Here is a 26526-nt window from a genome sequence, read left to right as displayed (position 1 = left end):
GAAGCCGAGTTAGCGTTTACTATGACGCTCCCGGTTCTCACTCTTCTTCTCATCACTTTTTTTAATTAACACATAGCTTGCACCACTGCCACCATGATGCCTAAGTGCACTATGAAAGGCTAATACGCAGTCAATTTCTTGTAGCCATTTATTGGTATAACTTTTTAACACCCCAGGGGTCTTTTTGTTTTTGATACCAGTGCCGTGGCGGATCACTACCACACGAATATTACGTTTTTGGCAATCAGTTATAAATTCAAATAAGGCTTGGCGTGCGTTTTTTAGTGTTTGGCCATGTAAGTCAAGTGTCGCATCAAGCTGATACTTAGCTAATCGAAGATTTTTAAATACAGCATCTTGCACTCCCGCATTTTTATAACTCAATAGTGCATTAGGCTCTAATAGCTCGACTAATTCACTACGTAGATAATTTTCATCGATGTTTAAATTTAATTCTGCGGCTTTGCGTTTTTGTTGCTGGGCTAAAGAGGGGCCAGTTAAGTGTTGTGATGGTTCGATCGTATCGTGATCTAGGCGAGCAACGTCTTCCATAGACGTTAAAAATAAATCAGAGTCAGTTAAAGGCATAGTGATACCCAAAGTAGCATAATACGCCGATGATTTTAACTTAGTTCATTTTGCTGCCCAAGTTCTATTCGCGCAAAAAATACCCTACCGAGCAAAGCCCGGTAGGGTACATAAAATTATCTAGGGAGAGATATTAATTTTGCGGCACATTTAATTGCCCAAAGGTATAAACCTTGAACAAGTAAAACGTGTTTATCAACACTAAACTCATGTTTGAAATAACACTCGACGACATTAAATCCAAGCTAAATGACAAAAACAGTAAAGCACAGGCGCTGATCGCCGCTACACGCAGTATTGTTAATTGATTGATAAAAAACGCCCCTAATCCTAGGGCTAACAGGATAATATTTAAAAGCCAATCTAGCTCGTTTAGCATGGTTGTATCGTTGTTCAAGTGTTGAAAAAAGGAGCGCCATTATGTTGATATTTTGCGCACCTTTCAACCAAGTAATTTTATATTTTCAGATTAGTTTTTTTAATCCAAAATTAATTTTTGTAATGCAGAAAAAAAGCCGGCTTGTTCGGTTACTCGATATTTTTGACAAGTATCTGGTTGCTTATTGTTTTGACATAAATAAAGGCTATTACGCGCTAAATCGGCATTTGGCTGCAAATTTGAGTCAAATAACATGGCGCCATAACCAAACAGTCCCGCCAATATACACTTTGCGTTACTAATCCTAATTTTTCATAGGTTAATAACTGTGGTTTGGGGATAACTAAAATAGCAAACACAATAACACCCGCTACAATAATGCCTGTGCGGCTTTTTTTGTTTCAGTTAATTCACTACTAGCAGTTTGTGTTTGTGCTTGCGTGACGTTTGCCTGAGCAGGCGCTTTTCGCTTGTTAGTTGGTGCCGTTGGTTTTTTTCGTTGAGGCGTTTTTCCTAGCAAGGATTGTTTTTTTATATTATTTGACATAAAGCAAATCTGGCCTTTTAAGCAGAGCTCTCTATAATGAGATTATTAAATTAGAAAAGTTATTAAGCATAATAACTTAAACCTAGTTCATAACCTACGGGGATCAACAATGAATACGCAGCTTTCAATTTTAATAGTGGATGATGTGGGAACAGTGCGCAGCTTTCTCCATCAAACATTAATGCACTTAGGTATTGAAAATGTTAGAGAAGCGTCGACAGCTGCGCAATGTATAAGTGCTTGCCAAGCGGCCGATTATAATATTATTTTTTTAGATATTGAGTTGCCAGACGGTGATGGTAAAGAGATTATTGCGCAGATCAATGAAATAAACCCACAAACTAATGTCGTTATGGTATCGGCTCACTCAACGGTTGAGAATGTTAAAGATGCAATCGATAAAGGGGCTAAAGGATTTGTGGTAAAACCATTTACACCGAAGAAAATAGCGGCAATGTTGAAAAAGTTTTATCCAGAATTAGACGTTGTTTAACACAACAACAGTGTTTAAATAATTTTAAGCGTTAAATGATAGATATAAAAAAACCGGTCAAGACCGGTTTTTTATATTCTAGCAAAAACAAATTATAGCGCTTTGATCTTAGCTGCTATGCGGCTCTTATGACGAGCTGCTTTGTTTTTGTGAATTAGACCTTTAGTTGCATAACGGTCTAAAATAGGTGTAGCAACTGCGAAAGCTTGCTGTGCAGCTTCCTTGTCGCCCGCTTCAATAGCAACAACTACTTTTTTGAAGTATGTACGCATCATTGAACGACGGCTTGCGTTATGCTGACGGTTTTTTTCGCTAGTGATAGCGCGTTTTTTTGCAGACTTGATGTTAGCCAAGGTTTGCTCCTAACAATCTTAAAATAAGCTTAATTTAAAGGCCGTGGAATATGCCTTTTTTAATCGTGAATGTCAATAAAAATTTGACATACCAAGAAAAACTGCTCCTATATAACGAACATCAATTTGCCGCTCTAGCACAGTTAATACCGCTATTGTAACAAAGGCGGTGAGTTCAGCCTAGTGCTTTAGAGCGATTTATAAAAAAGACTGTGGCATAATTGGTTTTATCGTTGGTTTTAAAGCAGGTTTAGTGTGGCAAAAGGATTATTTCGTTCCGGTATGATTGTAAGTGCAATGACAATGATATCGCGTGTTTTAGGATTAGTGCGAGATGCTGTTGTCGCAAATTTACTTGGCGCAGGTGCTGCCGCCGACGTTTTTTTATTCGCTAATCGTATTCCCAACTTTTTGCGCCGCTTATTTGCTGAAGGGGCATTTGCGCAAGCATTTGTGCCAGTTTTGTCGGAAATCAAACAGCAACAAGGAGACGACAAAGTCAGGCTGTTTGTTGCTCAAGCCGCTGGCACACTTGGTACTATTTTACTGGTTGTAACTATTATCGGTGTAATTGCATCGCCAATTATTGCAGCACTATTTGGTACTGGGTGGTTTATTGAGTGGTGGCAAGGTGGCCCAGACGGTGAAAAATTTGTATTAGCCAGTAGCTTACTTAAGCTAACGTTCCCCTATTTATTTTTTGTAAGTCTTGTTGCACTAAGTGGCGCGGTGATGAATGTTTATAATCGTTTTGCTGTTGCGGCCTTTACGCCAGTGCTGTTGAATATTTCGATTATTGCCTGTGCAATCTTATTACACGATAAATTCTCGGTTGGTGCTTATTCGCTAGCTATTGGTGTGTTTGTCGGTGGAGTGGTGCAGTTATTGTTTCAATTGCCGTTTCTGTACCGAGCGAAAATGCTCAGTAAACCACGTTGGGCCTGGCAGGACGAAAATGTAAAAAAAGTCCGTAAGTTAATGTTACCGGCGTTGTTTGGGGTATCTATTAGTCAAATTAATCTACTGCTTGATACCATGATAGCGTCATTGTTAATGACAGGGTCAATTGCTTGGTTATATTATTCTGACCGCCTAATCGAATTTCCACTGGGGTTATTTGGCATTGGTATCGCGACGGTTATTTTACCTGCGCTATCTAAATTACATAGCAGCGAAAAAAGCAGCGATTTTCAGCACACCTTAGACTGGGGAGTGCGGTTTGTGATCTTTTTAGGCTTACCTGCGATGATTGGTTTGATGATCATTAGCCCGTTAATCATCTCTGTATTATTTGATCATGGCGCGTTTAGTCAAGGTGATGTCGATCATGTTCAGGCCGTGAGTTTAGGGGTGATGGCTTACTCTGTTGGGCTTGTCAGTTTTATGTTGATCAAAGTTTTAGCGCCAGGATTTTATGCACGTCAAGACACTAAAACTCCGGTGCGTATTGGCATTATTACGCTGGTGTTGAACATGGTCTTTAATATTATGCTAGCACCATTTATAGGTTACTTAGGATTGGCGCTTGCGACTTCAATGTCGGCCAGTTGTAATGCGTACCTGCTTTATCGTCAATTAAGCAAAGAGCAGGTTTATCAGTTTTCGCGTTTTAGTTTATTGTTTACCTGCAAATGTTTGCTCGCCGCCTTATTGATGGGGGCTGTAGTTTGGTACGCTGCGACACAGTTTTTATGGCGTCAGTGGCATTTTAGTGAGCAAGTTGTTTTATTGATAGGTTTACTCGCTCTGGCAGGGGGTGTACTTTTTAGTGTTGTTTTTACTCGGGGTAAGACTAAATACCATAAAAAACGTTGTTAGTGCTCAATCAGACTAAAAAAATCAACTGAAACTCGCATCTTGAAGTGGTTTGGGTATAATCGATGATTCTGTAACCCAAGTGAAATTTTACTCGGTACATAACGCTTACAAAGGCATTAGGTGGCATGGAGTTAATTAGAGGTATCCACAATATTCGCACACAGCATTATGGTTGTGTGTTGACCATTGGTAATTTTGATGGTGTGCACTTAGGTCATGGTGAAGTACTCAATGGATTACTCAATGACGCTAAAAAATATAACTTACCGAGTACGGTAATGTTATTTGAGCCTCAGCCACAAGAGTTTTTTGCCAGAGATAATGCGCCAGCTCGATTAACGCGGTTACGCGACAAGCTAGGTTTGTTAGCAAAGTTAGGCGTTGAACGGGTAATTTGTATTAGTTTTAATCAGCAATTTGCCAATATGGAAGCAGAGCAATTTGTAACAGAGATACTGATCAACAAGTTGGGTGTCAAAGCGCTAACCGTAGGTGATGATTTTCGCTTTGGTAAAAGACGTCAAGGTGACTTTAATTTACTAAAAAAAATGGGCCTCGCGGCTCATATGGATGTAAAAAGCACCGCGAGTTTTCGGCAATTAAATGCTAGAGTAAGCAGCACCTTGATCCGCCAAGCATTAGCTGAAGGTCAGTTAGCGCAAGCCAAAGCGATGCTAGGTCATGATTACGCAATATCAGGGCGAGTGATCCATGGCTGGAAACGCGGTCGTGAATTAGGGTTTAGGACTGCAAATATTGCGTTAAAGCGGCAAGTATGCCCTGTAAATGGGGTGTTTGCGGTACAAGTAACGTTAAACGATAAAACAGTGTATGGGGTTGCAAATATTGGCAACAAACCCACATTTAATGGAACACGCGCATTATTAGAAGTTCATCTGTTCGACTTTGCGCAAGATATTTATGGACAGTTTATGCACGTGGAGTTAATTAAAAAGCTTCGCGATGAGAAAAAATTCGAGACATTAACACAATTGACGGCACAAATAGCAACTGATGTTGCTGCCGCTAAACAGTGTTTTGGTTTAAATTAGGTAGCCGATACGGAAACTAGGATTAATGAGCGACTACAAGCATACTTTGAATTTACCGGAAACGACGTTTCCAATGCGCGGCAATTTGGCACAACGTGAGCCAAAAATGCTTAAGACATGGTATGAAGACGACCTGTACGGTCAAATTCGCAACGCTAAGAAAGGTAAAAAAACCTTTATTTTGCATGACGGCCCTCCGTATGCGAACGGCGATATCCATTTAGGTCATTCAGTAAATAAAATTCTAAAAGATATTATTGTTAAATCAAAAACCTTATCTGATTTTGATGCGCCTTACGTACCTGGTTGGGATTGCCATGGTCTACCGATTGAATTAATGGTAGAGAAAAAAGTGGGTAAGCCAGGCGTGAAAGTCACGGCTGCAGAATTCCGTGAGAAATGTCGTGAATACGCTAAAAAACAAGTTGAAGGCCAAAAAGTTGATTTTAAACGTTTAGGCGTATTTGCTGATTGGGATAAGCCTTACTTAACCATGAATTTTGACTTCGAAGCAAACGCAATTCGTGTGCTTGGACGTATCATCGAAAAAGGCCATTTACACAAAGGCGCAAAGCCTGTGCATTGGTGTACTGATTGTGGTTCTGCTTTGGCCGAGGCTGAGGTTGAATATCAAGATAAGCAATCACCAGCGATTGATGTGCGTTTTGAGTTTGTTGATCAAGCGGCCGTTGTTAGTGCCTTTGATTTAAAAGCCGATCATGAAGGTAAAGGTACAGTCAGTACAGTGATCTGGACAACTACACCATGGACACTGCCAGCTAACCGTGCGGTTGCCGTACATGCTGAACTAGAATATGCCTTAGTGCAAGTTGATGATGAAGGCGCGCAGCAGCGTTTGATTATAGGGTCAGAGCTAGTTAAAGATGCAATGGATCGCTACGGCTTTAAGCACTTTCACGTATTAGGTTATGTAACGGGTTCAGCACTTGAAAATTTACAAGTGGCGCATCCATTTTATGATTTTAATGTACCAGTGATTGTGGCCGATCATGTTACTACTGATTCTGGTACGGGTATCGTGCATACAGCACCTGGCCACGGTCAAGAAGATTTCGTGGCAGGTCTACAATACGGCTTAGAGGTGGCTAACCCGGTTGGTGCAAATGGTGTTTATTTACCTGACACTGAGCTTTTTGCAGGTCAACATGTATTCAAAGCCAATGCGAGTGTAGTTGATGTGCTGACTGAGCGTAATGCGCTTATGCATCACCATGCCTTAACGCACAGTTACCCGCATTGCTGGCGTCATAAAACGCCAATTATTTTCCGTGCAACGCCGCAGTGGTTCATTAGTATGGATCAAGCTAATTTGCGCCAAGATTCATTAAAAGAGATTAAAAACACTCAGTGGTTGCCAGAATGGGGCGAAAGCCGCATAGCAAACATGGTTGAAGGTCGCCCGGATTGGTGTATTTCGCGTCAACGTACCTGGGGTGTTCCAATTGCACTGTTTGTTGATAAAGACACCGGTGCTCTTCATCCTGATACTCAAGCTTTGATTGAAAAAGCAGCCCTGCTGGTTGAAAAATCCGGTATTCAAGCATGGTATGACTTAGAGCCTGCAACTTTACTTGGTGAAGCTGATGCTCAGCAATACATGAAAGTGCAAGATACATTAGATGTATGGTTTGATTCTGGTGTAACGCACGCCTGTGTGGTTGATGCTCGCGAAGATTTAGTTGGTCCAGCTGATTTATACTTAGAAGGCTCAGATCAACACCGCGGTTGGTTTATGTCATCAATGATGACGTCAGTGGCAATTAATGGTCATGCACCATATCGTCAAGTGCTAACTCACGGTTTCACTGTTGATGAAAACGGCCGTAAGATGTCAAAATCGCTAGGTAACGTTATTTCACCACAGAATGTGATGAATAAACTCGGTGCAGATATTTTACGCTTGTGGGTTGCTTCAACTGATTACACTGCAGAAATGACCGTATCAGATGAAATCTTCAACCGTTCTGCGGATCGCTACCGTCGTATTCGTAACACTAGCCGTTACTTACTCGCTAACTTAAGTGGTTTTGATCCTAAAACTGACCAAGTAGCTATTGATGACATGGTTGAACTTGATCGTTGGATTGTTGGCCGTGCGGCGCAATTACAAGATGAAATTTTGGCGGCTTACGAAAGTTACCAAATGCTCCAAGTAACGCAAAAGCTAATGAATTTCTGTACTGGTGAGCTTGGTTCATTCTATTTAGATGTGATCAAAGACCGTCAATACACAGCGAAAAGTGATAGTCATGCCCGTCGTTCATGTCAAACAGCTCTATATCATATTGCCGAAGCTATGACTCGCTGGATGGCGCCAATCATGAGCTTTACCGCACAAGAGATTTGGCAAGCACTGCCAGGTGAACGTGACCAATATGTGTTTACTTCAGTTTGGTATGATGGCTTAAAAGCGGTTGGCGAAGGCCAGTTTAGTAATGACGATTGGTTAACGATTCTTACTGTGCGTGATGAAGTAAACCGTGTGTTAGAAGGTGCACGTAAAGAAGACGTGATCGGTGCGACACTCCAAGCTAATGTGAATATTTTTGCCAATGCAGAGCTTGCAGCTAAATTAGCAGCTTTGGGTGATGAGCTTCGCTTTGTATTCTTAACATCTAACGTTACTGTTACAGCTGTTGATACACAACCAGATGCAACTCAAACAACTGAAATTGAAGGCTTATACATCAGCGTATCAGCTACCGATGCACAAAAGTGCGAACGTTGTTGGCATTACTGTGATGATGTAGGTGCAAATCCTGCGCATCCAGAAATTTGTGGTCGTTGTGTTAGCAACGTAGATGGCGAAGGCGAAACACGCCAATTCGCATAGGAGTAGGAAGTGAGCAAACTAGCCCAAAAAAGTGGTTTAGTGTGGCTTTGGTTAAGTTTGCTACTTTTAGTAGCAGACTTTGCCAGTAAAACACTGGTTGTTAAAACCATGAATTTACGCGAATCAATTGATATATTGCCATTTTTCAATTTAACCTATGTGCATAACTATGGCGCAGCTTTTAGTTTTTTAAGTGAAGCGGGTGGTTGGCAACGTTGGTTTTTAAGCGTTATTGCTATTTCAATCAGCGTATTATTGATCTGGTGGCTAAAACGTTTACCTGCCACTAATAAAATTTTATGCAGTGCTTACTCGTTAGTATTAGCGGGCGCAATTGGCAATTTATATGACCGTATCAGCCATGGTTATGTGATTGACTTTTTACACTTTTATTATGAAAGCTGGAATTTTCCTGCGTTCAATATTGCCGACAGTGCGATTTGTATTGGTGCCGCATTATTATTATTTGATGCCTTTACTGGCGAAAGTCCTAAGGAGCAAAAAGCATGAGCCAAGCAGTTATAGGTGAAAAATCAGAGGTTATTTTTCATTTCTCAATTAAGCTATCGGATGGCTCTGCGGCAGATTCAACCAAAGTGCATAATAAGCCTGCAAAATTAACGATGGGTGATGGTAGTCTAACGGCTAACTTTGAAAAATGCTTATTTGGTTTAGCGTCTGGTGACAGCAAGTCATTTGAACTTGAGCCAGAAGATGCTTTTGGTCAACCAAACCCAGATAATATTTACTATGTAGACCGTAGTAAGTTTGGCCCAGAAACGCCGGCAAAAATTGGCTCTATTATTGCGTTTACTCAACCTGATGGTACCGAATTACCAGGAGTTGTTCGTGAAGTGCAGGGTGAGTCTGTGACCATCGATTTTAATCATCCGCTTGCAGGTCAACGTTTAACTTTTGAAGTTGATATTTTAGAGGTGAACGGGTAATGGAAATTTTATTGGCAAATCCGCGCGGTTTTTGTGCGGGAGTCGACCGTGCGATTAGTATCGTTGAACGTGCGTTAGATATCTTTGAAAAACCGATCTATGTGCGCCATGAAGTTGTCCATAACCGCTACGTGGTAGATGGTTTGAAAAGACGTGGTGCGGTGTTTGTTGAAGAATTGGATCAAGTGCCAGACGACAGCATTGTTATTTTTAGTGCCCATGGCGTGTCACAAGCTGTACGCAGTGAAGCTAAGCGTCGAGATTTAAAAGTATTTGATGCAACATGTCCATTGGTCACTAAAGTGCATATGGAAGTGACCCGCGCTAGTCGTAAAGGTATCGAGTGTATTTTAATTGGTCATCATGGTCACCCTGAAGTTGAAGGCACCATGGGGCAATACGATAACGCTAAAGGTGGTATTTATTTAGTTGAAACGCCTGAAGATGTTGCCAAACTAAACGTGAAAAATCCAAATAACTTATTTTATTGTAGCCAAACTACATTATCGGTAGATGATACCGCAGATGTTATAGATGGCTTAAGAAGTAAGTTTCCAGCGATTGATGGCCCACGTAAAGACGATATTTGTTACGCCACACAAAATCGCCAAGATGCGGTACGTGACTTAGCTGATAAAGTAGATGTGTTATTAGTTGTTGGTGCTAAAAATAGCTCAAATTCAAATCGGTTACGTGAACTTGCTGATAAAATGGGTACTGTTGCTTACTTAATTGATGACGCCAGTAATGTTGAAGATCAATGGTTTGCTAATGTCAATGCGGTTGGTGTTACCGCGGGTGCATCAGCCCCTGAAGTGCTTGTACAACAAGTGATTAACCGCCTTAAAGAATTAGGCGGTAAACAGGTTATTGAAAACCCTGGCGAAGTAGAGAATATCGTATTTGCTGTACCCGTTGAGCTACGCTAACCTTAGCGTACTGACAGGACATTATTAAGGAGCGCGCAATGAGCAAGTCGGTGCAAACCAATACTTTGCTTTTTGCGGCGCTGTTTAAAGAACGCGGCGTACTTGCTACTTTAGTCGTTGCGCAAGTTATCGCCACTATACTAGCTTTCGCTCCTGCAACTGCGGATGACATTTGGATCCGCCTCGGCGGGATCAGCCTGTTTTTACATCTCACATTTTTGTCTAGTCTAACTTGGCTTTACTTACTGCGTAAACCACTTGCAAACTTGGGTCAGCCTTGGCAATTAAGTGCTTTAATGGCTTCATTACTACTTACAACGGCGGTTTTCAGCGGATTGTTAGTGACCTATGGAGGCGACTTTATTGCACAACAACATACTTATCAGTTTATTTTAAGAAACTTATTAGTCGCTTTTTTAGTCACCGCATTATTTATTCAATTTTTAACTATTCATTTTGAAAAAGACCAGCAAACTAATGCGTTGGCTCGCGCAGAGCTAGATGCCTTACAGGCACGTATTCGTCCGCATTTTTTATACAACAGCCTCAATACCGCAGCGGAGCTTACTCATTATGATCCTCAAGTTGCAGAGCAAGCGATTTTAGCGCTCGCGGCATTATCTCAAGCGGCAATGCGAGTGGGGAAAGAGACTGCACTAAGTGATGAAATCGCACTGACTCAGCAATATATTGCGCTTGAAAGTTGGCGGTTTGCTGATCGTTTACAAGTCAACTGGCAATTACCGGAGCAATTGCCAGAGATAACTATTCCGTGCTTAACATTACAACCACTGCTAGAGAATGCTGTTTGTCACGGTGTTGAGCCTTCATTGACTGGTGCTATAATTTACGTCGAGTTACATATTAGTAAACGCTCGTTAGTCATTTTAGTTGAAAATCCAATCTCGTCGCAGCAGCAGAAACGCTCAGGTAATGGCATGGCGCTGAATAATATTCGCCAGCGGTTAGATCTTTATTATCAAGGTCATGCAAAGCTGACAATGACAACACGAGGTGATATTTTTCGGGTAAAGTTAGTACTGCCCCTGGCTATTAATAATGCCAAGGAGCAAGCATGAAGGTACTCATAGTTGATGATGAGCCACTAGCACGTGCTCGCTTACAGCGATTACTTGCTCATTACCCAGACTATAACCATGCAGCACAAGCAAGTAATGGCAACGAGGCTTTGCAACAAGTGAAGCTGCAGGCTCCTGATATTGTATTTCTGGATGTTGATATGCCTGCTATGAGCGGTTTAGAAGTTGCAACACAATTGAACAAGTTGTCTGTCCCTCCGGCTATTATTTTCGTCACCGCTCATCCTGAGCATGCCTTAGAAGCTTTGCAACTCAGTGCCGCGGGTTATTTAGTAAAACCTGTGACGGAGCAAAATCTAGCAAAAACAATAGATCAACTAGGTCGTTTAACACGCGCCCATCTACAAAAGCAACGTCCAGCGGCAATCAGTTATCAGCTTGCGGGGGTGACACGCAGTGTGGCATTAGAGGATGTTTGTTATATTATAGTTGAAGAGAAATACACGCGTTTAGTTTTTACTAACGGTGAGGCATTGCTTGATCAAAGCTTAAAACAACTCGAGCAGGATTATCCTACACAGTTATTACGAATTCACCGCAAGATAGTGATTAATCTGTCCTGGCTAATCGCTCTAAAAAAGTTGAAGATGGCAGTCATGTGGTTTTATTAGAAGGTTGCAGTTGTTTATTACCAGTAAGTAGACGCGCTTATAAAACAGTAAAAGAGCATCTTTAAGCACATTAAATTTTGCAGCAAAAATGCATAGTTAACCATTCATCAACAAATATAACCGTTCATCCTAACCCATCTTGTATCTACATATTATTAGCATATCCTTATAATCAGGTAGTTTTATATTGGGTGTAATATGAGGTCCATCAAGCATACATCGCAACATGGTTTTACGTTAATAGAGGTTTTAATTGCGTTTGTGATTTTAAGCTTTGGCCTACTCGGTGCGGTCGCATTACAAGCAAAAGCAAAACAAGCCAGCTTCGACTCTATGCAACGAGCAGCAGCAGTTGCTTTAGGTAATGACATTATTCAACGGATACGAGCAAATGACCGAGTTGCGTCAATCACTCAGTATAATGGCACATTCACCAGTAACACAGCACTAGAACAGTCTCGAACATGTTACACCGATACATGTAGCTCAGCTCAAATAGCTGCTCTAGATCGTCAACAATGGATCCGTGCAATACAAGCCCGTGAAAATACTGGCGCGCTCGATGACGCCACTGTGTGTATAGAAAATACTGTAGCGGCAGGTAATGGTGGCAGAGGGTTTAATATTCAAGTCGTGGTAAGTTGGCGGGGACGTCAAGAGATCACTGCTAATGCTGAGACAAAAAAATAACATGTGGCGAAGAAAGTAATACCCGCCGCGTTATGGTACTAAAAAGCTATGTTTATTCAAGGAGCTAGCATGAAGCAGCGAGGTTTCACTTTAGTCGAAATGATGATCGCACTTTTTATTGGTGGTTTAGTGCTCGGCGGAGTTATGTTTACTTACATAAGTATGAAAGTAACGACCAGAGATACTATGGTAATTGGTGAATTACAAGAAACGGGTCGTTTAGCATTAAATATTATGCAGCGCGATATAGAGCAAATCGGTTTTTGGGGGACATTCTACGAAGATTCATTTTCGAAAGAAAATACCACAACTCTAACCAACCCTACTGGTGATTGTTTTTCTGGACTTAATAACGGTAGTTTCCCCGTTAATAATGCAAATAGTAATTTTCGTTCGGTATTTGCACTTGAATCAACTGGAGGCGCGCAGTTGAACTGTATTACAGATTCAAACGATACAACAGATATCTTACAGGTGAAATTTCTAGAGGGTCTGCAAATTGATCCTGCTGATACCAGTTCAAGTAATTATTACTTTATAGCTGAGCAAGAGCGAGCTGAATTTCGCAAAGGCCCAATAGCTGCTGGGACTATAAACGGCAATGCAACGATTTGGCGTTATCGTCACCACGTTTATTACATTGATGAACAAACTTATCAAGTCAATGGACAAAATATCAATGTGCCGGTACTAATGCGACGCCGACTTAGCGCCAGAAAAGACCAAATGATTACTGAGACTATTATGGAAGGTGTTGAAAACATGCGTTTTTTATTTGGGCTAGATACAAATAATGACGGCCGTGTGGATGCTTATCGAAGCGTAGGAATGATGACAGCAACAGATTGGGAAAACCGCCGAGGAATATTAACCGTACAAGTTTTTATACTGGTGCGGTCATTACAAGAATATGCAGACTTAAATCAGCTCAATCAAACGTATACTTTAGGTGAGGATGCAGGTCAACGAGTGCTTAGGTTTAATGACAGGTTTCGTCGAGCTTTATTTACAACAACTATTCGCTTAAATAATGTGGGGGCTAACTTATGGCGTATTTAAAACCAGCTGCCAAACAGCAAGGAATTGTGTTGGTCGTTGCTTTGATTATGGTGGTCGCTGTCACTGGCATTGCGGTGACACTTATGAGCAGTAGTAGTGTAGATATAAAAATTACTAATGCTGCATTTGAGCGAGAAGAAGCTGAAAATTTATTAATGGGTAACGTACAACAATTGATTGCAGGTGAGGCTAACAAGGGCGGCACAAGTCATTTTCTATATACTCGAGCTCAAATACCAAATGGCACGCTTGAACTGCCTCAGATAGATGATACAACAAGTACGATGAGTAATTTAAATAATGGTGCACTAGACTTACCATGTCCTCGAAAGTTTAATTTTACAGCGGGAATTTCGTGCAATATGGTGCAGGTAAACAGTACCATTACGTTTGGCTCAAAAAGCAGACATACTATAACAGTAACATCAGGCATTGCTCAGGAAATGGCAAGCTTAAATACTGGCGGTTAAGTGAGTAAATATGATCAAGTTTAAAAAGTTAGTTATGAATATTTCACTTAGTATCGCGGTACTTTTAAGTATGCAATGCTATGCGGAAGATATTGAATTATATGTAAACCATAATGTAGAAATAGACGAAAGAGCGCGAGTTTTATTGATTTTTGATACCTCTGGCAGTATGGCGTTTTCATCCAAAACAGGAAAAGATTGTGGTCAATATAATAATGGTGGCTGGAAGGTATGTAATGACAGTCGACTTGGAGTGGCTAAAGATGCTATGACTGAGTTGATCACCGGTAACCCTGACATCGATTTTGGGCTTATGCGCTATAACAGTACTGATGGCGGTTATATATTGAATGGTATTGGTAGCTCACACAATGCTATAAAAGCATCAATAGATAACCTACCCGCCGATGGTGGTACTCCATTAGCTGAAACTCTTTGGGAAGCATATTTGTATATTACAGGGAAAGGTTTGCACTATGCGCTAAATCTCAGTGAGAGCAGTAGGGATACAAATGTTGAGAGTAAAGTCTATGCGGGAAGAGAGCAAGTTCGTAAATGTAACAACTGGGGGTGGAATTGTAGGTATGAATGGCAAGATAAATATAGTTATTCGTATATTTCACCTTTTGCAGATAGTGTAGAGGAAGCTAAGCGCTGTGATAACTCAGTAAATATAATTTATATGACGGACGGTGATCCATCTGCTGGAAGTGATAATAATAGTGACGGTGCGATAAGTGAAGCATATAAGTCATATTTCGGTCGTTATTTAAATAATAATGATTACATCTACAGTAACTACTTACATCAGTTAGCTAAAGTAATTCATGGTGTAGACGCGAATAAAAAGGCTAACATCGAAGAGGTCGTTGTTGATTTGTATCCTCAAACTCCCGATATTCACGAAACCGGCCGTGTATATACCGTGGGCTTTGGATCGGGGATGAGTAGCTCTGGTAAAAAACTACTAGAGGAAACCGCTACACTCGGTGGTGGTCAATACGAATATGCAGATACTGCAGAGCAATTAGCTGATGCATTTAAAAAATTCATCACCAATATCCGTGAAGTAAACGATACTTTTACTTCACCTTCCATAGCTAGTAATAATGTTGATCAAACTCGTAGTCGAGAATCTATATATTACGCTATGTTTTACCCTGAAACCGGCGCTCGCTGGCGTGGTAATTTGAAAAAATTAAAAGTGTCAGGAACTGAAATAGTTGATGCCAATTCGACCCCTGCACTGAACGACGATGGGTTGATTAAGTCAACCGCATCGACATTTTGGTTACCCGAGAACACTCCACCTGATGGTAATTCGGTAGAAAGTGGTGGTGTCAATTTACACCTTACCAATTTAGCAGAGCGAACTGTTTATACAGATTCCCCTAAAGGAGGATTGATTGAGTTTCAAAGCTCAACGTTGCAAACCGCATTCGGTAGTCTTGCTAAGGTTGCTACTAGCTTTGGCACAGATATCAATAGTGTTGGTTCAACTATTGAATGGGCTAGAGGGGTAGATGTTGATGATGAAGATAAAGATAGCTCTCGGCGTGATCAACGAAAAGATATATTTGGTGATCCATTACACTCAAAGCCAGTTACGATTGATTATGGTAGTGGTGACATTCGCATATTGATTGGTACTAATGCTGGTTTTCTGCATATGTTCCAAGATAAAGGTAAGGATGTTAGCGAAACATGGTCATTTATTCCAAGTAGTTTATATAAAATTTTAACTCCATTACGTAATAATCTAGCAGACACCAAAGTGTACGGTGTTGACGGCCCAATTACTGTATTTTTTGATGATGCTGATCGTGATGGTGTTGTTGAAGCTGGTGATCGCGTGTGGGCATTCTTCGGTATGCGACGTGGTGGTAACCAATATTATGCATTAGATATTACTAATCCAGATGTACCAAAATTAATGTGGACAATTCAAGGTGGCAGTGGAGTTTATAAAGAGTTAGCACAAACTTGGTCTGCTCCAACTGTGTCATATATTAAGGGAAAGAAAGAGCCAGTGTTAATTTTTGGTGCTGGTTTTGATACTAATAAAGACAATGTATCACTCAGTAATGATACGAAAGGGCGCGGTATATATATCGTCAATGCATCAGACGGTAGCTTGGTTTGGGAATTAACGCCTAAAACAGGCTTTAAAGGAAAACATAGTATTGCAGCAACAGTTTCGATACTTGATTCAGATTATGACGGTTTTATAGATCGCTTATATGCAACAGATACTGCGGGTAGTATTTGGCGTGTAGATATGCCAAGTGCAAACCCGACCGACAGTAAAAACCCTTGGACCCATTTCGAACTTGCTAAATTGGGGGAGCAATTTCTAGTCAAGATAGGCGCTTTTTTATAAGGCGACCGTAGCACGTACAATGTTTAGCAAGGTAACCAGTACCACAAGCAATAATCAAACAAGTATAATCCGCGAGGATACCCCATTTGACGCAATATTAATTGGTAGTGGTAATAGACCAAAGCCAACACTAACAACGGTACAAGATCAATTGTATATGATCCGTGATATTAATACTGTGACCATGTCATTTATAGGAGATGACATTCCTGAGACTATTACGCCTAGTGATTTAATGAATGTAAATAGTGATCCTTTTGCAAATGCGCTAGATGATATTGAGCAGTTTACAGAAGAGGAAGTGAAGCTTAGTAAAAAAAGCGGTTGGTATTATGATCTTCCTCGCAGTGGTGAAAAGTCGCTCGCAGCTGCAACTGTAGTTGGAGGAGTTGCTTATTTTACAAGTTTCACACCAGCTTCAGCAGATGCCACGATTAACCAATGTTCTTTAAGTGGAGGAAGTGGCGGTTTATATGCATTTCACTTGCACTACGGAAGCAAGGTATATAACCAATTGCGTTATGTCACGAGCAATGATGTACCAGATACACCGCAACTTTATTTTGGCACCTCAGAAGTTTGCGACAGTGATGGTAAAGCATGTAATGAACAAAGCCAGTTTTTATTACTAGGACCAGGAGTAAAGCAAACTAAAGCGACTGAAGATGAATTTAGTGCGAAAAACCCATTTATACCAAAAGAGATCCTAGGGCCAGGCATTACGTTTGATGAAGATGGCAAAATTAAGCTTGTGAGTGATGCGGTGCCCATTGGCTTTGGTTTTAAAACTCAACAAACCTTTATCTATAAGCGAGAGAATAATGACAACCAAAAATAACATGCAGCGAGGGTTTACATTAATTGAGCTCATGATCACTGTAGCAATATTAGGCATTATTGCCTCAATTGCTCTACCAAGCTATTTTGAACATGTTAAACGGACTGCTCGCACAGAAGCAATCACGTCATTACTTGATGCGGCTAATCGGCAAGAGCAGTTCTTTGTTGATAATCGAGAATATACAAATGATTTAGCAAATATTGGTGTAACGACACCAACTGAGCATGGTTTTTATACTATTGAGGTTGAAGTCGATAACGATGCAGGGACATTTAGCTTTACAGCAACTCCAGTTGCTGGTCCTCCATTAAAAGATGATGACTGTAAGACCTTTGTTATTGATGATGCAGGACTAAAAACCGCAACACCGAAAGCGAATTCTGCAATGTGCTGGGGTAAATAGTTTGTAATGGCTTTATTTTTGGTTACTCTTGGCATTTTGAGGTATTTTTAATCTTCGTTCTGCCAGTATAGCTTATAGATATAGCAAGCCCTTTGTGGCTTGCTTGTTTATACTTAGGACAATATATAAATGTACCGTTATGAAAGCCCATGGGTGTGCCGTTATATCGAAAAGTAATAAATGGCCTAGGGTAGGTGAGCATATCTTCAGAGTGTGTTGGTTCAATGTAAAATAGAACCTTATCTTTACCATCAAATTTACCTACCTTGTTAGTATCAGTAAACACAGTAAGTTCTTTGTGCCAATTATCGCTATGGCATTGATTATTTTTAAGGGCGCAAAATGTTACGTTTGCGCCATAAGATACTGCGCTTAAACGGGATAAGCCAATAGCTCGATTTACTTTTGCGATATGGTTGTCAAGGCGGATATTTATGAGTAATGGCTGATAATTAAATAAAACTAAGTGGCACATTATTGACATAATGCTTAACACTACCATAGTTTCAATCAACGTGGTTCCTAGTCGCTTTGCTCCGTTGTTTATATCCTTCATCCTTGAAGTTCTCAATTATGACAAGTAGATTAAGCTTAGTTGACCCTAAATCAGATGCAAATATAGAGCGAAATTTAATCACAGGTGCCGCTCGTATCTCCGTTATAAAATGCCGTACCAGATTGGCTGATTGTCAGTGCTTTATTGTTTTTGTTATCTTTATTTGGACAGTAGATGAATGTGCCTGGGTTAGAGGTAATACGACCACTTGCATCAAATATCAATGAATTATCACCTGAAAATGTTAATTGATTATTGTCAGGGACTTCTTCCATAACTCTGAGAATTCGGTCTCCTCTGCGTGGGTTATGATCGCCATTACTATTACTATCATAAAAGACGATTATAGAGCCGTCATTCCAACTATCTAAGCAGGTCACTTTTTTGTCATTTTCTATGCTGGTTGTATTACCACTGCACACAACGATCAATGAATCGGTACTAGTGGCTTTTGCGCGAGCAAAGTTGATGTTACGTTTTAACTCCAGCAAATAATTTTCAGCTCGGTTATTTTCAAGCATGTCGCTACTATTCCAAAAAGCGATTGAGGCTAAAATTCCGACTATCGCAAGGGTGACCATCACCTCAAGTAATGTAAAGCCATGTTGTTGTTTGTTCATGTTCACCTCTGGTACTGGAGTGCGCTGAGTAAATCAGCGCACTTTGAAGAACTTATTTTAAACATAATTGTTCCAATTGATATAATCATACCATTGCTGACGATTAAATCACCGTAATTCAATTGCTTTGTTTGCTATGAAGTGCAGGATTGTCTAAAATCGATTCAATTGGCAATATAAGAGTAGCGACTAATAATGAAGAAAATTGAAGCAATAATTAAACCATTTAAACTTGATGATGTTCGTGAAGCGTTGTCTGATGTCGGTATTACTGGCATGACCGTCAGTGAAGTGAAAGGTTTTGGCCGTCAAAAAGGACATACTGAGCTTTATCGTGGCGCTGAATACATGGTTGATTTTTTACCAAAAGTAAAGCTTGATATTGTCCTTGGTGATGACGATGTTGACCGTGCTATTGAAGTGATCGTTAAAACAGCACAAACAGGTAAAATTGGCGATGGTAAGATTTTCGTCACTGACGTTGAGCGTGTAGTACGTATTCGTACTGCTGAAGAAGATGAAGACGCGATCTAATTTATTATCTGAGATTAAAAGTCAGACATAAAAAAGGCGCTACTTATAAACAATCAGTAGCGCCTTTTTTGTATATGTTAATTTATTTCTTTTTATTTAACTCTCGGGTCATTTTGGCGTGTTTACTTAATTCTGGTAAACCAAGCTTGTTGTAGCTTTTTTCCATCATTTCCAGTGCTTCATTTAAATAACTACTTTGAGAATAATGCTCTACGACGTATTTACCGCGATTTGCTGCTGCTAAGTAAGCTTCACGTTCATAGTAGTAATCAGCAACTTTCAACTCGTAACGTGCCATTTTGTTGAGTAACCAAACTAAACGTCTTTTTGCTTCAGGGGCATAGCTACTATCAGGGAAGCGATTGACTAAGGTTGATAAATCAGTAAAGGCAACACGGGTACGATTAGCATCACGGTCGGCTCTATCAACACCAAAATACTCTTGGAATGCGTTTTTATCGGCTTTAATATTTACTAAGCCACGCATGTAGTACATATAGTCTAAATCTTTGTGGTTTGGATTTAGGCGAATAAAACGGTCAATTGTTGCAAGTGCTTGTTCAGTATTACCCGCTTGGTAATGGGCGTAGACTAAATCCATTTGTACTTGTTTTGACATAGGCCCAAACGGATAGCGTGAATCAATCGCACTCAAAAGCTCAATTGCACGCGCGTACAAGCCTGAATCAAGTGTTTGTTTGGCATCATCATACAACGCTTGCGCTGATTTATTAGGAACGCGTTGGATATCTTCTGCATCAGGTGCTGACGAACAGGCACCTAAACCAAGTAATGAAACTGTAAAAACAATGGCGAATGCACGTTTCCCTATTCTATTTATCATTTTATTTGTTACCTTCGATGTCTTCGGCTAGGCCAAGTGGGTAAAACCGAGTAAACTATGCTTATTATATAATGCTTTTATTAAAAGCGATTCTAACCCAGTCGAGCACAGCTTGCACTGGTAAATTGGGTAAAGTTACTAATGTCAGAGCAAATTTCTCTTCAAGCCGAGGTGCCAACTGAGTTAGGCGGTAAACGTCTAGACCAAGTATTGGCACAATTGTTCCCTGATTATTCACGTTCACGTATAAAAACGTGGATTTTGGATGATAAAATCACCGTGGATGGTGAAATTTTAAACACCCCGAGAGAGAAACTCTTTGGTGGTGAAACAGTCAATGTTGAAACTAGCATTGAAGCCCCACGTGAATACTTAGCGCAAGATATCAAATTAAACATCGTTTATGAAGATGATGATATTTTGGTTATCAACAAACCTATGGGTTTAGTTGTGCACCCTGGTGCCGGTAATCCTGATGGCACAGTGCTCAATGCATTGTTGCATCATTATCCAGATATCATTAATGTTCCGCGCGCAGGTATTGTGCATCGTCTAGATAAAGATACTACCGGTTTGATGGTGGTAGCTAAAACAATTCAGGCGCAAACACATTTAGTTAAAGCATTACAGAAGCGTGAAAACTTCACGCGTGAGTATGAAGCAATTTGTAATGGCACCATGACCGCAGGTGGTATGGTTGAAAAACCAATTGGTCGCCATCCTACGCAGCGTACACACATGGCTGTGCATGAGCAGGGTAAACCAGCAATTACGCATTTTCGTGTTGCTGAAAAATTCCGTGCGCATACGCGATTACGTCTTCGTTTAGAAACTGGCCGAACTCACCAAATTCGTGTGCATATGGCATTTATTAATCATCCATTGATTGGTGATAAAGCCTATGGCGGTCGTCCACGTCCACCAAAAGGCGCAACACCTGAATTGTTCCAAATGTTACGTGAATTTAATCGTCAAGCATTGCACGCGGTAAAGCTAAGTATCGCACACCCAATTACGGGTGAAATGATGACTTGGCAGGCGCCAATTCCTGATGACATGGTTGCCATGACGCACGTACTTCGTGAAGACACCAAAGCTAATCCAAATATCGATTTTTAAGCTGCTTTAATGCTTTATCCTAATTGGACAGCGCCAACCAATGTAGGTGCTCTCAGTACAACTCGTCAGGGCGGTGTATCGCATGCGCCTTTTATGAGTTTAAACTTAGGCCTACATGTGGGCGATGATCAGCAAGCGGTATTAACGAATCGCGCACTTTTAGCTGCTCAGCTTCCTAAAGCACCGGTGTGGCTTAATCAGATCCATAGCAGTGAAGTCGTTGTTGTGGATGAGTATTTTGACTCACAGGCTAATTATGATGCGGATGCGCTGTATACCCGATTAAAAAATCAACCACTGGCAATTATGACAGCAGATTGCTTGCCGGTTTTACTTACCAGTGAAAGTGGTGATGAGGTGGCTGCTATTCATGGTGGCTGGCGCGGTTTGCATGCGGGTATTATCGCTAATACTTTGCGTCACTTTAGCAGCCCTGCAGAACAAATTATAGCGTGGTTAGGTCCTGCCATAGGTGCTGCAAAGTTTGAGGTTGGCAGTGAAGTAAAAGCGCTTTTCTGTGAACAATCAGCATCTCATCACACTGCATTTGTGGCGCAGGCGGATGGTAAATATTTAGCGGATATTTATCTGCTCGCAACCACACAGCTTATTAATCTAGGCATAAGAAATATTAGTGGTGGTGAGTACTGTACAGTTAGCAATAGCGAACAATTCTTCTCATACCGTCGAGATGGTCAAACAGGCCGTATGGCTTCTTTGATCTGGCGCAAGTAATAGTCTATTCAGTGAGTATATTTTCTCCTAAGCCTTGATCAAAGTGCCGAGCATACCCATTAATTAAGTAATTAGTTTTTTTAATAGGTAACCCCTTATGCGTTTAGATCGATTTACCAGTAAATTTCAATCTGCGCTCTCTGACGCTCAGTCATTAGCGCTTGGTCGTGATCATCAATTTATTGAACCAGTACATTTAATGTATTCACTCTTGCAGCAAAGTGGCTCAAGTGTGCGTGCGTTATTAGCCCAAGCCAGTGTGAGTGCCGATGAACTTAATACCAAGTTATCACAAGAGATAGAAAAGCTATTTAAAGTGGAAGGTGTTGGCGGCGACGTGCAGTTGTCAAATAACATGGTTTCACTGATCAACTTATGCGATAAGTACGCGCAAAAGCGTAAAGATAAATACATCTCCAGTGAGTTATTTGTATTAGCAGCGTGTGATGATAAAGGGCCATTGGGTGATATCTTCCGCGCTTTAAATATGACCAGCACTAAAATAGAAGCAGCAATACAAGCTATTCGCGGTGGTCAAAAAGTTGATGATCCGAATGCCGAAGATACCCGTCAAGCGCTGAAAAAGTTTACTATCGATTTAACTGAGCGTGCAGAGCAGGGTAAACTTGATCCTGTTATTGGCCGCGATGATGAAATTCGCCGCACGATCCAAGTATTACAACGGCGTACTAAAAATAACCCCGTGTTGATTGGCGAACCTGGTGTCGGTAAAACCGCTATAGCTGAAGGGCTCGCGCAGCGTATTATTAATGGCGAAGTGCCTGAAGGCTTGAAAAACAAACGTGTGTTATCGCTTGATTTAGGAGCCTTGGTGGCCGGTGCAAAATACCGTGGTGAGTTTGAAGAACGTTTAAAGTCAGTGCTTAATGAATTGGCTAAAGAAGAAGGCCAAGTGATTTTGTTTATTGACGAAATTCATACTATGGTGGGCGCCGGTAAATCTGATGGTGCAATGGATGCGGGTAATATGCTCAAACCTGCATTGGCTCGAGGTGAACTGCATTGTGTCGGTGCTACAACCCTTGATGAGTATCGTAAATATATTGAAAAAGATGCCGCTTTAGAACGTCGTTTTCAAAAGGTGCTTGTTGAAGAACCATCAGTAGAAGATACCATAGCGATTCTTCGAGGCTTGAAAGAGCGTTACGAGTTACATCACTGTGTTGAAATTACCGATCCAGCCATTGTTGCCGCAGCGCATTTATCGCACCGCTACATTAGCGATCGCCAGCTACCGGATAAAGCCATTGATTTAATTGATGAAGCGGGTTCGTCTATTCGCCTACAAATCGATTCAAAACCAGAATCATTAGATAAATTAGAGCGCCGTATCATCCAGCTAAAACTCGAAGATAATGCACTTGCTAAAGAGAAAGATGACGCCAGCCAAAAGCGTCGTTCTGAGATGCAGGAGCTGATCACCGATCTTGAAGCCCAGTACCGTGAACTTGATGAAGTATGGACAGCTGAGAAAGCCTCTTTGCAAGGTACTCAAGTAATTAAGGCTGAACTTGAACAAGCGCGATTAGACTTAGATGTTGCCCGCCGTGCCACTGATCTACAACGTATGTCAGAGCTGCAATACGGCCGCATTCCAGAATTGGAACGTAAACTCGACTTAGCTTCACAAGCTGAAATGCAAGAAATGAGCTTACTTAAAAACCAAGTGGGTGAAGATGAAATTGCTGAGATACTTTCACGTTGGACTGGTATTCCTGTATCGCGCATGCTTCAAGGTGAGCGTGAAAAACTGCTGCAAATGGAAGAACATTTACACCATAAAGTGATCGGTCAAGACGAAGCGGTAGTGGCAGTGGCGAATGCGATTCGTCGTTCACGGGCAGGGCTTGCAGATCCAAATAGGCCAATCGGTTCGTTTTTATTTTTAGGCCCAACCAGGGTCGGTAAAACTGAGCTGACTAAAGCGTTAGCTGGATATATGTTTGATACTGAAAGCGCGATGGTGCGAATTGATATGTCTGAGTTTATGGAAAAGCACTCAGTTGCTCGCTTAGTTGGCGCGCCTCCGGGCTATGTTGGTTATGAAGAAGGTGGCTACTTAACAGAAGCTGTTCGTCGTCGTCCATATTCTGTAATTTTGCTTGATGAAATCGAAAAGGCACATCCTGATGTATTTAATATTCTGCTGCAAGTGTTAGATGATGGTCGTTTAACGGATGGCCAAGGTCGTACTGTTGATTTTAAAAATACGGTGATCATCATGACCTCAAATTTAGGCTCAGATATTATTCAAGAGCAAACCGGTAACAACGATTATGCAGCGTTAAAAGAAAAAGTGATGGGGGTTTTGGTTAATGAGTTTAGACCTGAATTTATTAACCGTATTGATGAAACCGTAGTATTCCACCCACTTGCTAATGAACATATCAAAGAGATTGCAGATATTCAGTTAAGCAAGTTACGTGAGCGCCTAACAGGAATGGGTTACTTGTTACAAATAAGTGATGCAGCTCTTGATCGAATTGCAGCCAGTGGTTTTGACCCGGTTTATGGTGCACGACCACTCAAACGGGCTATTCAACATACCATTGAAAACCCATTATCGCAGAAGTTACTCGCAGGTGAATATCAAAGTGGTGACATGATAGTAATTGATGCTGACGAAAATGGTTTAGTGTTCTCATCACGCTAACTGATTAACTGAGTTTTAAGGCCAGTGAATATGCTGGCCTTAAACTCGCTGCGAATAAAAAGTTATAAAGTAAATATTAAAGATAAACCCCTATCATTTAGCCGCGCTTAATTAAACCTTAAAAGTCAGTAAAATATCGTTAACTTTACGTGAGCCTTCGACAAGCTGTGCAGCACCTTTAGCGACATTAAAGCTCAACGTTAAGTTCTCGTCACTGTAACCTTTTATTTGTGTAATGTTGTCGCTAATATCGAGGCTGACAGTTTGTTGTTGCTCGGCGGCAGCAGATATTTGTGTCGCTAGTTGCGATATTTCACTTATTTGCGCGAAGATGCTATCCAGTTCAACTTGGGTATGTCCGGTGGTATTTACACATTCATCGGCTTGCGCCTTGGTGTTTTTCATGACCGTGGACCAGCTAAACAGGGTATCTTGAATTTCTTTAATAGAGCTATGAATTTGTGCAGTAGCACGTTGAGTACGAGAAGATAATGCACGCACTTCATCGGCAACTACCGCAAAGCCTCGGCCATGTTCACCAGCACGCGCGGCTTCAATTGCAGCATTTAATGCCAGTAAATTGGTTTGCTCTGCAATGCCTTCGATTTCAGTCATTACTTGACCTATTTTATCCGCCTCGGTTGCAAGGGAATTTGCGGTACTTGCCGCTTGTTCAACTTGTAAAGCAAGATCAGACACCATGGCACTATTGTCTGCAATGTGTAGTTTTATATCAGTGCAGCTTTGGTAAGTAATATTTACTTTTTCAGCGGTATGATGAGTGTTGCCCGATATTTCACCTATGGTTGCGCTCATTTGTGACATTGCGGTGGCCATTTGGCCAAGGCGTTGTCCTTGTGCGGCAATGCCTTTTTCAGTTAATGCTGATTGTTGGTCTAGATTAGCCGCAATACCGGTAAACGTGACAGTCGTATCTTTTACTCGTCCTAATACGGTACGTAATTTAGCATTAAGCATTTGCTGGTTATATTCACTAATACTAAATGGATAATGGCCGACATAGACATAGCGGGATACAGAATCATTATCTACCTTGAGCTGTTTCAGTGCTGCTGGTGTGAAAACTAATTCATCATAATTTAATAGCATAATTAGTAAACTAAATAGCGCGGTTATCAGTGCAACAGAAATAGATACAAAAGCTGCTAATAGTACTAAACCAATTAAGCCAATAAGTAGGGCTGCACTTTGGCGAACACCGACCCATTCACGCCAAGAAGACAACGATTTACCGGCATTTATTTTAGCGTATAGGCTTTGTGCTCGTCGTTTTAGTTGTTCGCTCGGTTTTGTTCGTACTGATTGATAGCCAACGAGTTGACCATGTTCAAAAATAGGAGTAACAAATGCATCAACCCAATAATAGCGGCCATCCTTGCAGCGATTCTTTACCATCCCGCGCCATGAATGGCCTTGCTTAAGTTTTTCCCACATTTCTTTAAATGCCGCTTTGGGCATATCTGGGTGGCGAACAATATTATGATTTTTGCCAATGAGTTCTTCAAGGTTGAAGCCAGCGATATTGCAAAATTCTTTATTCGCATAGGTTATCACTCCACGTACATCTGTAGTAGAGACGAGCTGCTGGTGATCTGAAAAGGTGACTTCTTCGTTTATTAACTGCTGACCCCGACGCATAGGTAGTCCTTAAACATGCTTTATTATTAGTGATGATTATAAAGTTCATACAAACGTAATGATAGCAGGTTCAGTGTTCACAGGTGCAAAATTGATCTTAAATAACTTTTTAGTGATCTAGAACAAAGAAACTTGTAAAAGCTGTATTCGTAATCGTGTAATTGCTGAATATATACATAGATATTATGGTTCTAGTTTGATAAGTCGGTAAGTCTCAGAGATGGATTGCAGATAGTAAACAATTAATTAGTCAGCATCTCGCATAACAGTG

Annotated in this window: 23 protein-coding genes and 4 pseudogenes; 18 read left to right on the top strand and 9 right to left on the bottom strand. The window is 40.9% G+C overall.

The window, feature by feature from the left end; all coding sequences use genetic code 11:
* Positions 1-9 precede the first annotated feature (9 nt).
* The 4 genes from smrA to P4S61_RS03400 all read right to left on the bottom strand — a co-directional run bounded on the left by smrA (position 10) and on the right by P4S61_RS03400 (position 1514).
* Positions 10-588 carry a DNA endonuclease SmrA gene (smrA, locus tag P4S61_RS03415; RefSeq protein WP_145237288.1) on the bottom strand — a complete coding sequence of 193 codons (579 nt, stop codon included), beginning with the start codon at positions 586-588 and terminating at the stop codon, positions 10-12.
* A 133-nt stretch (positions 589-721) separates the two neighbouring features.
* Complete coding sequence (locus P4S61_RS03410; protein WP_145237284.1) at positions 722-967, bottom strand: hypothetical protein; 246 nt, start codon at positions 965-967, stop codon at positions 722-724.
* Positions 968-1066: 99 nt separating this feature from the next.
* A complete protein-coding gene (locus P4S61_RS03405; protein ID WP_337117766.1) occupies positions 1067-1249 on the bottom strand; it encodes a hypothetical protein in 183 nt (60 codons plus the stop codon).
* Between the two features lie 88 nt (positions 1250-1337).
* Positions 1338-1514: a hypothetical protein gene (locus P4S61_RS03400; protein WP_337117765.1), complete on the bottom strand. Its 177-nt coding sequence runs from the start codon at positions 1512-1514 to the stop codon at positions 1338-1340.
* A gap of 109 nt (positions 1515-1623) precedes the next feature.
* Here P4S61_RS03400 and P4S61_RS03395 point away from each other — a divergent pair, with 109 nt between their 5' ends.
* The gene (locus P4S61_RS03395; protein WP_145237278.1) at positions 1624-2007 is read left to right on the top strand and encodes a response regulator; all 384 of its coding nucleotides are present in this window, start codon (positions 1624-1626) and stop codon (positions 2005-2007) included.
* 92 nt (positions 2008-2099) lie between these two features.
* Here P4S61_RS03395 and rpsT read toward each other — a convergent pair whose 3' ends face one another.
* Positions 2100-2360 carry a 30S ribosomal protein S20 gene (gene rpsT / locus P4S61_RS03390; protein WP_145237275.1) on the bottom strand — a complete coding sequence of 87 codons (261 nt, stop codon included), beginning with the start codon at positions 2358-2360 and terminating at the stop codon, positions 2100-2102.
* A gap of 297 nt (positions 2361-2657) precedes the next feature.
* Between rpsT and murJ the strand changes: the two are divergent.
* The 13 genes and pseudogenes from murJ to P4S61_RS03320 all read left to right on the top strand — a co-directional run bounded on the left by murJ (position 2658) and on the right by P4S61_RS03320 (position 17514).
* A pseudogene (gene murJ / locus P4S61_RS03385) lies at positions 2658-4194 on the top strand (murein biosynthesis integral membrane protein MurJ).
* A gap of 109 nt (positions 4195-4303) precedes the next feature.
* Entirely contained in the window at positions 4304-5230 is a 927-nt protein-coding gene (gene ribF, locus P4S61_RS03380) for a bifunctional riboflavin kinase/FAD synthetase (RefSeq protein ID WP_182731094.1), read from the top strand.
* 25 nt (positions 5231-5255) lie between these two features.
* Positions 5256-8084 carry an isoleucine--tRNA ligase gene (gene ileS / locus P4S61_RS03375; RefSeq protein ID WP_145237269.1) on the top strand — a complete coding sequence of 943 codons (2829 nt, stop codon included), beginning with the start codon at positions 5256-5258 and terminating at the stop codon, positions 8082-8084.
* A 9-nt stretch (positions 8085-8093) separates the two neighbouring features.
* Entirely contained in the window at positions 8094-8594 is a 501-nt protein-coding gene (gene lspA / locus P4S61_RS03370) for a signal peptidase II (protein ID WP_145237265.1), read from the top strand.
* Complete coding sequence (gene fkpB, locus P4S61_RS03365) at positions 8591-9031, top strand: FKBP-type peptidyl-prolyl cis-trans isomerase (protein WP_145237262.1); 441 nt, start codon at positions 8591-8593, stop codon at positions 9029-9031. Before lspA ends, fkpB begins: the two co-directional genes overlap by 4 nt.
* Complete coding sequence (gene ispH, locus P4S61_RS03360; protein ID WP_149980806.1) at positions 9031-9960, top strand: 4-hydroxy-3-methylbut-2-enyl diphosphate reductase; 930 nt, start codon at positions 9031-9033, stop codon at positions 9958-9960. The genes fkpB and ispH overlap by 1 nt, the downstream gene beginning before the upstream one ends.
* A gap of 38 nt (positions 9961-9998) precedes the next feature.
* Positions 9999-11039: a sensor histidine kinase gene (locus P4S61_RS03355; protein ID WP_337117764.1), complete on the top strand. Its 1041-nt coding sequence runs from the start codon at positions 9999-10001 to the stop codon at positions 11037-11039.
* A pseudogene (locus P4S61_RS03350) lies at positions 11036-11736 on the top strand (LytR/AlgR family response regulator transcription factor). Before P4S61_RS03355 ends, P4S61_RS03350 begins: the two are co-directional and overlap by 4 nt.
* 133 nt (positions 11737-11869) lie before the next feature.
* Positions 11870-12429, top strand: a pseudogene (gene pilV / locus P4S61_RS03345) (type IV pilus modification protein PilV).
* Position 12430: 1 nt separating this feature from the next.
* A complete protein-coding gene (locus P4S61_RS03340) occupies positions 12431-13420 on the top strand; it encodes a PilW family protein (protein WP_145237247.1) in 990 nt (329 codons plus the stop codon).
* The gene (locus tag P4S61_RS03335) at positions 13408-13890 is read left to right on the top strand and encodes a pilus assembly PilX family protein (protein ID WP_145237244.1); all 483 of its coding nucleotides are present in this window, start codon (positions 13408-13410) and stop codon (positions 13888-13890) included. The genes P4S61_RS03340 and P4S61_RS03335 overlap by 13 nt, the downstream gene beginning before the upstream one ends.
* A gap of 10 nt (positions 13891-13900) precedes the next feature.
* A pseudogene (locus P4S61_RS03330) lies at positions 13901-17108 on the top strand (pilus assembly protein).
* The gene (locus tag P4S61_RS03320; protein ID WP_145237238.1) at positions 17092-17514 is read left to right on the top strand and encodes a type IV pilin protein; all 423 of its coding nucleotides are present in this window, start codon (positions 17092-17094) and stop codon (positions 17512-17514) included. Before P4S61_RS03330 ends, P4S61_RS03320 begins: the two are co-directional and overlap by 17 nt.
* A gap of 22 nt (positions 17515-17536) precedes the next feature.
* Here P4S61_RS03320 and P4S61_RS03315 read toward each other — a convergent pair whose 3' ends face one another.
* Positions 17537-18028 carry a GspH/FimT family pseudopilin gene (locus P4S61_RS03315; RefSeq protein WP_182731097.1) on the bottom strand — a complete coding sequence of 164 codons (492 nt, stop codon included), beginning with the start codon at positions 18026-18028 and terminating at the stop codon, positions 17537-17539.
* A gap of 116 nt (positions 18029-18144) precedes the next feature.
* Entirely contained in the window at positions 18145-18690 is a 546-nt protein-coding gene (locus tag P4S61_RS03310; protein WP_145237230.1) for a GspH/FimT family pseudopilin, read from the bottom strand.
* A gap of 195 nt (positions 18691-18885) precedes the next feature.
* On the opposite strand from P4S61_RS03310, the gene glnB reads away from it, so the two are divergent.
* Positions 18886-19224, top strand: coding sequence for a nitrogen regulatory protein P-II (gene glnB / locus P4S61_RS03305; RefSeq protein WP_145237227.1), 339 nt, complete (start codon positions 18886-18888; stop codon positions 19222-19224).
* Between the two features lie 82 nt (positions 19225-19306).
* Here glnB and P4S61_RS03300 read toward each other — a convergent pair whose 3' ends face one another.
* Positions 19307-20068: an outer membrane protein assembly factor BamD gene (locus P4S61_RS03300; RefSeq protein ID WP_145237224.1), complete on the bottom strand. Its 762-nt coding sequence runs from the start codon at positions 20066-20068 to the stop codon at positions 19307-19309.
* Positions 20069-20209: 141 nt separating this feature from the next.
* Between P4S61_RS03300 and rluD the strand changes: the two genes are divergently transcribed.
* From rluD to clpB, 3 genes are all read left to right on the top strand, one after another.
* Positions 20210-21187, top strand: coding sequence for a 23S rRNA pseudouridine(1911/1915/1917) synthase RluD (gene rluD / locus P4S61_RS03295; RefSeq protein WP_145237221.1), 978 nt, complete (start codon positions 20210-20212; stop codon positions 21185-21187).
* A 9-nt stretch (positions 21188-21196) separates the two neighbouring features.
* Positions 21197-21922, top strand: a complete 726-nt coding sequence (pgeF, locus tag P4S61_RS03290; protein ID WP_182758989.1) for a peptidoglycan editing factor PgeF — start codon at positions 21197-21199, stop codon at positions 21920-21922.
* Between the two features lie 97 nt (positions 21923-22019).
* Positions 22020-24596, top strand: coding sequence for an ATP-dependent chaperone ClpB (gene clpB / locus P4S61_RS03285; protein WP_337117761.1), 2577 nt, complete (start codon positions 22020-22022; stop codon positions 24594-24596).
* Between the two features lie 111 nt (positions 24597-24707).
* Here clpB and P4S61_RS03280 read toward each other — a convergent pair whose 3' ends face one another.
* Positions 24708-26255, bottom strand: a complete 1548-nt coding sequence (locus P4S61_RS03280) for a methyl-accepting chemotaxis protein (RefSeq protein WP_337117760.1) — start codon at positions 26253-26255, stop codon at positions 24708-24710.
* Positions 26256-26526: the final 271 nt, after the last annotated feature.

The organism is Pseudoalteromonas sp. B160 (assembly GCF_037162485.1).
GTDB lineage: Bacteria > Pseudomonadota > Gammaproteobacteria > Enterobacterales > Alteromonadaceae > Pseudoalteromonas > Pseudoalteromonas rhizosphaerae.
This window is presented reverse-complemented; position numbering and strand designations above follow the sequence as displayed.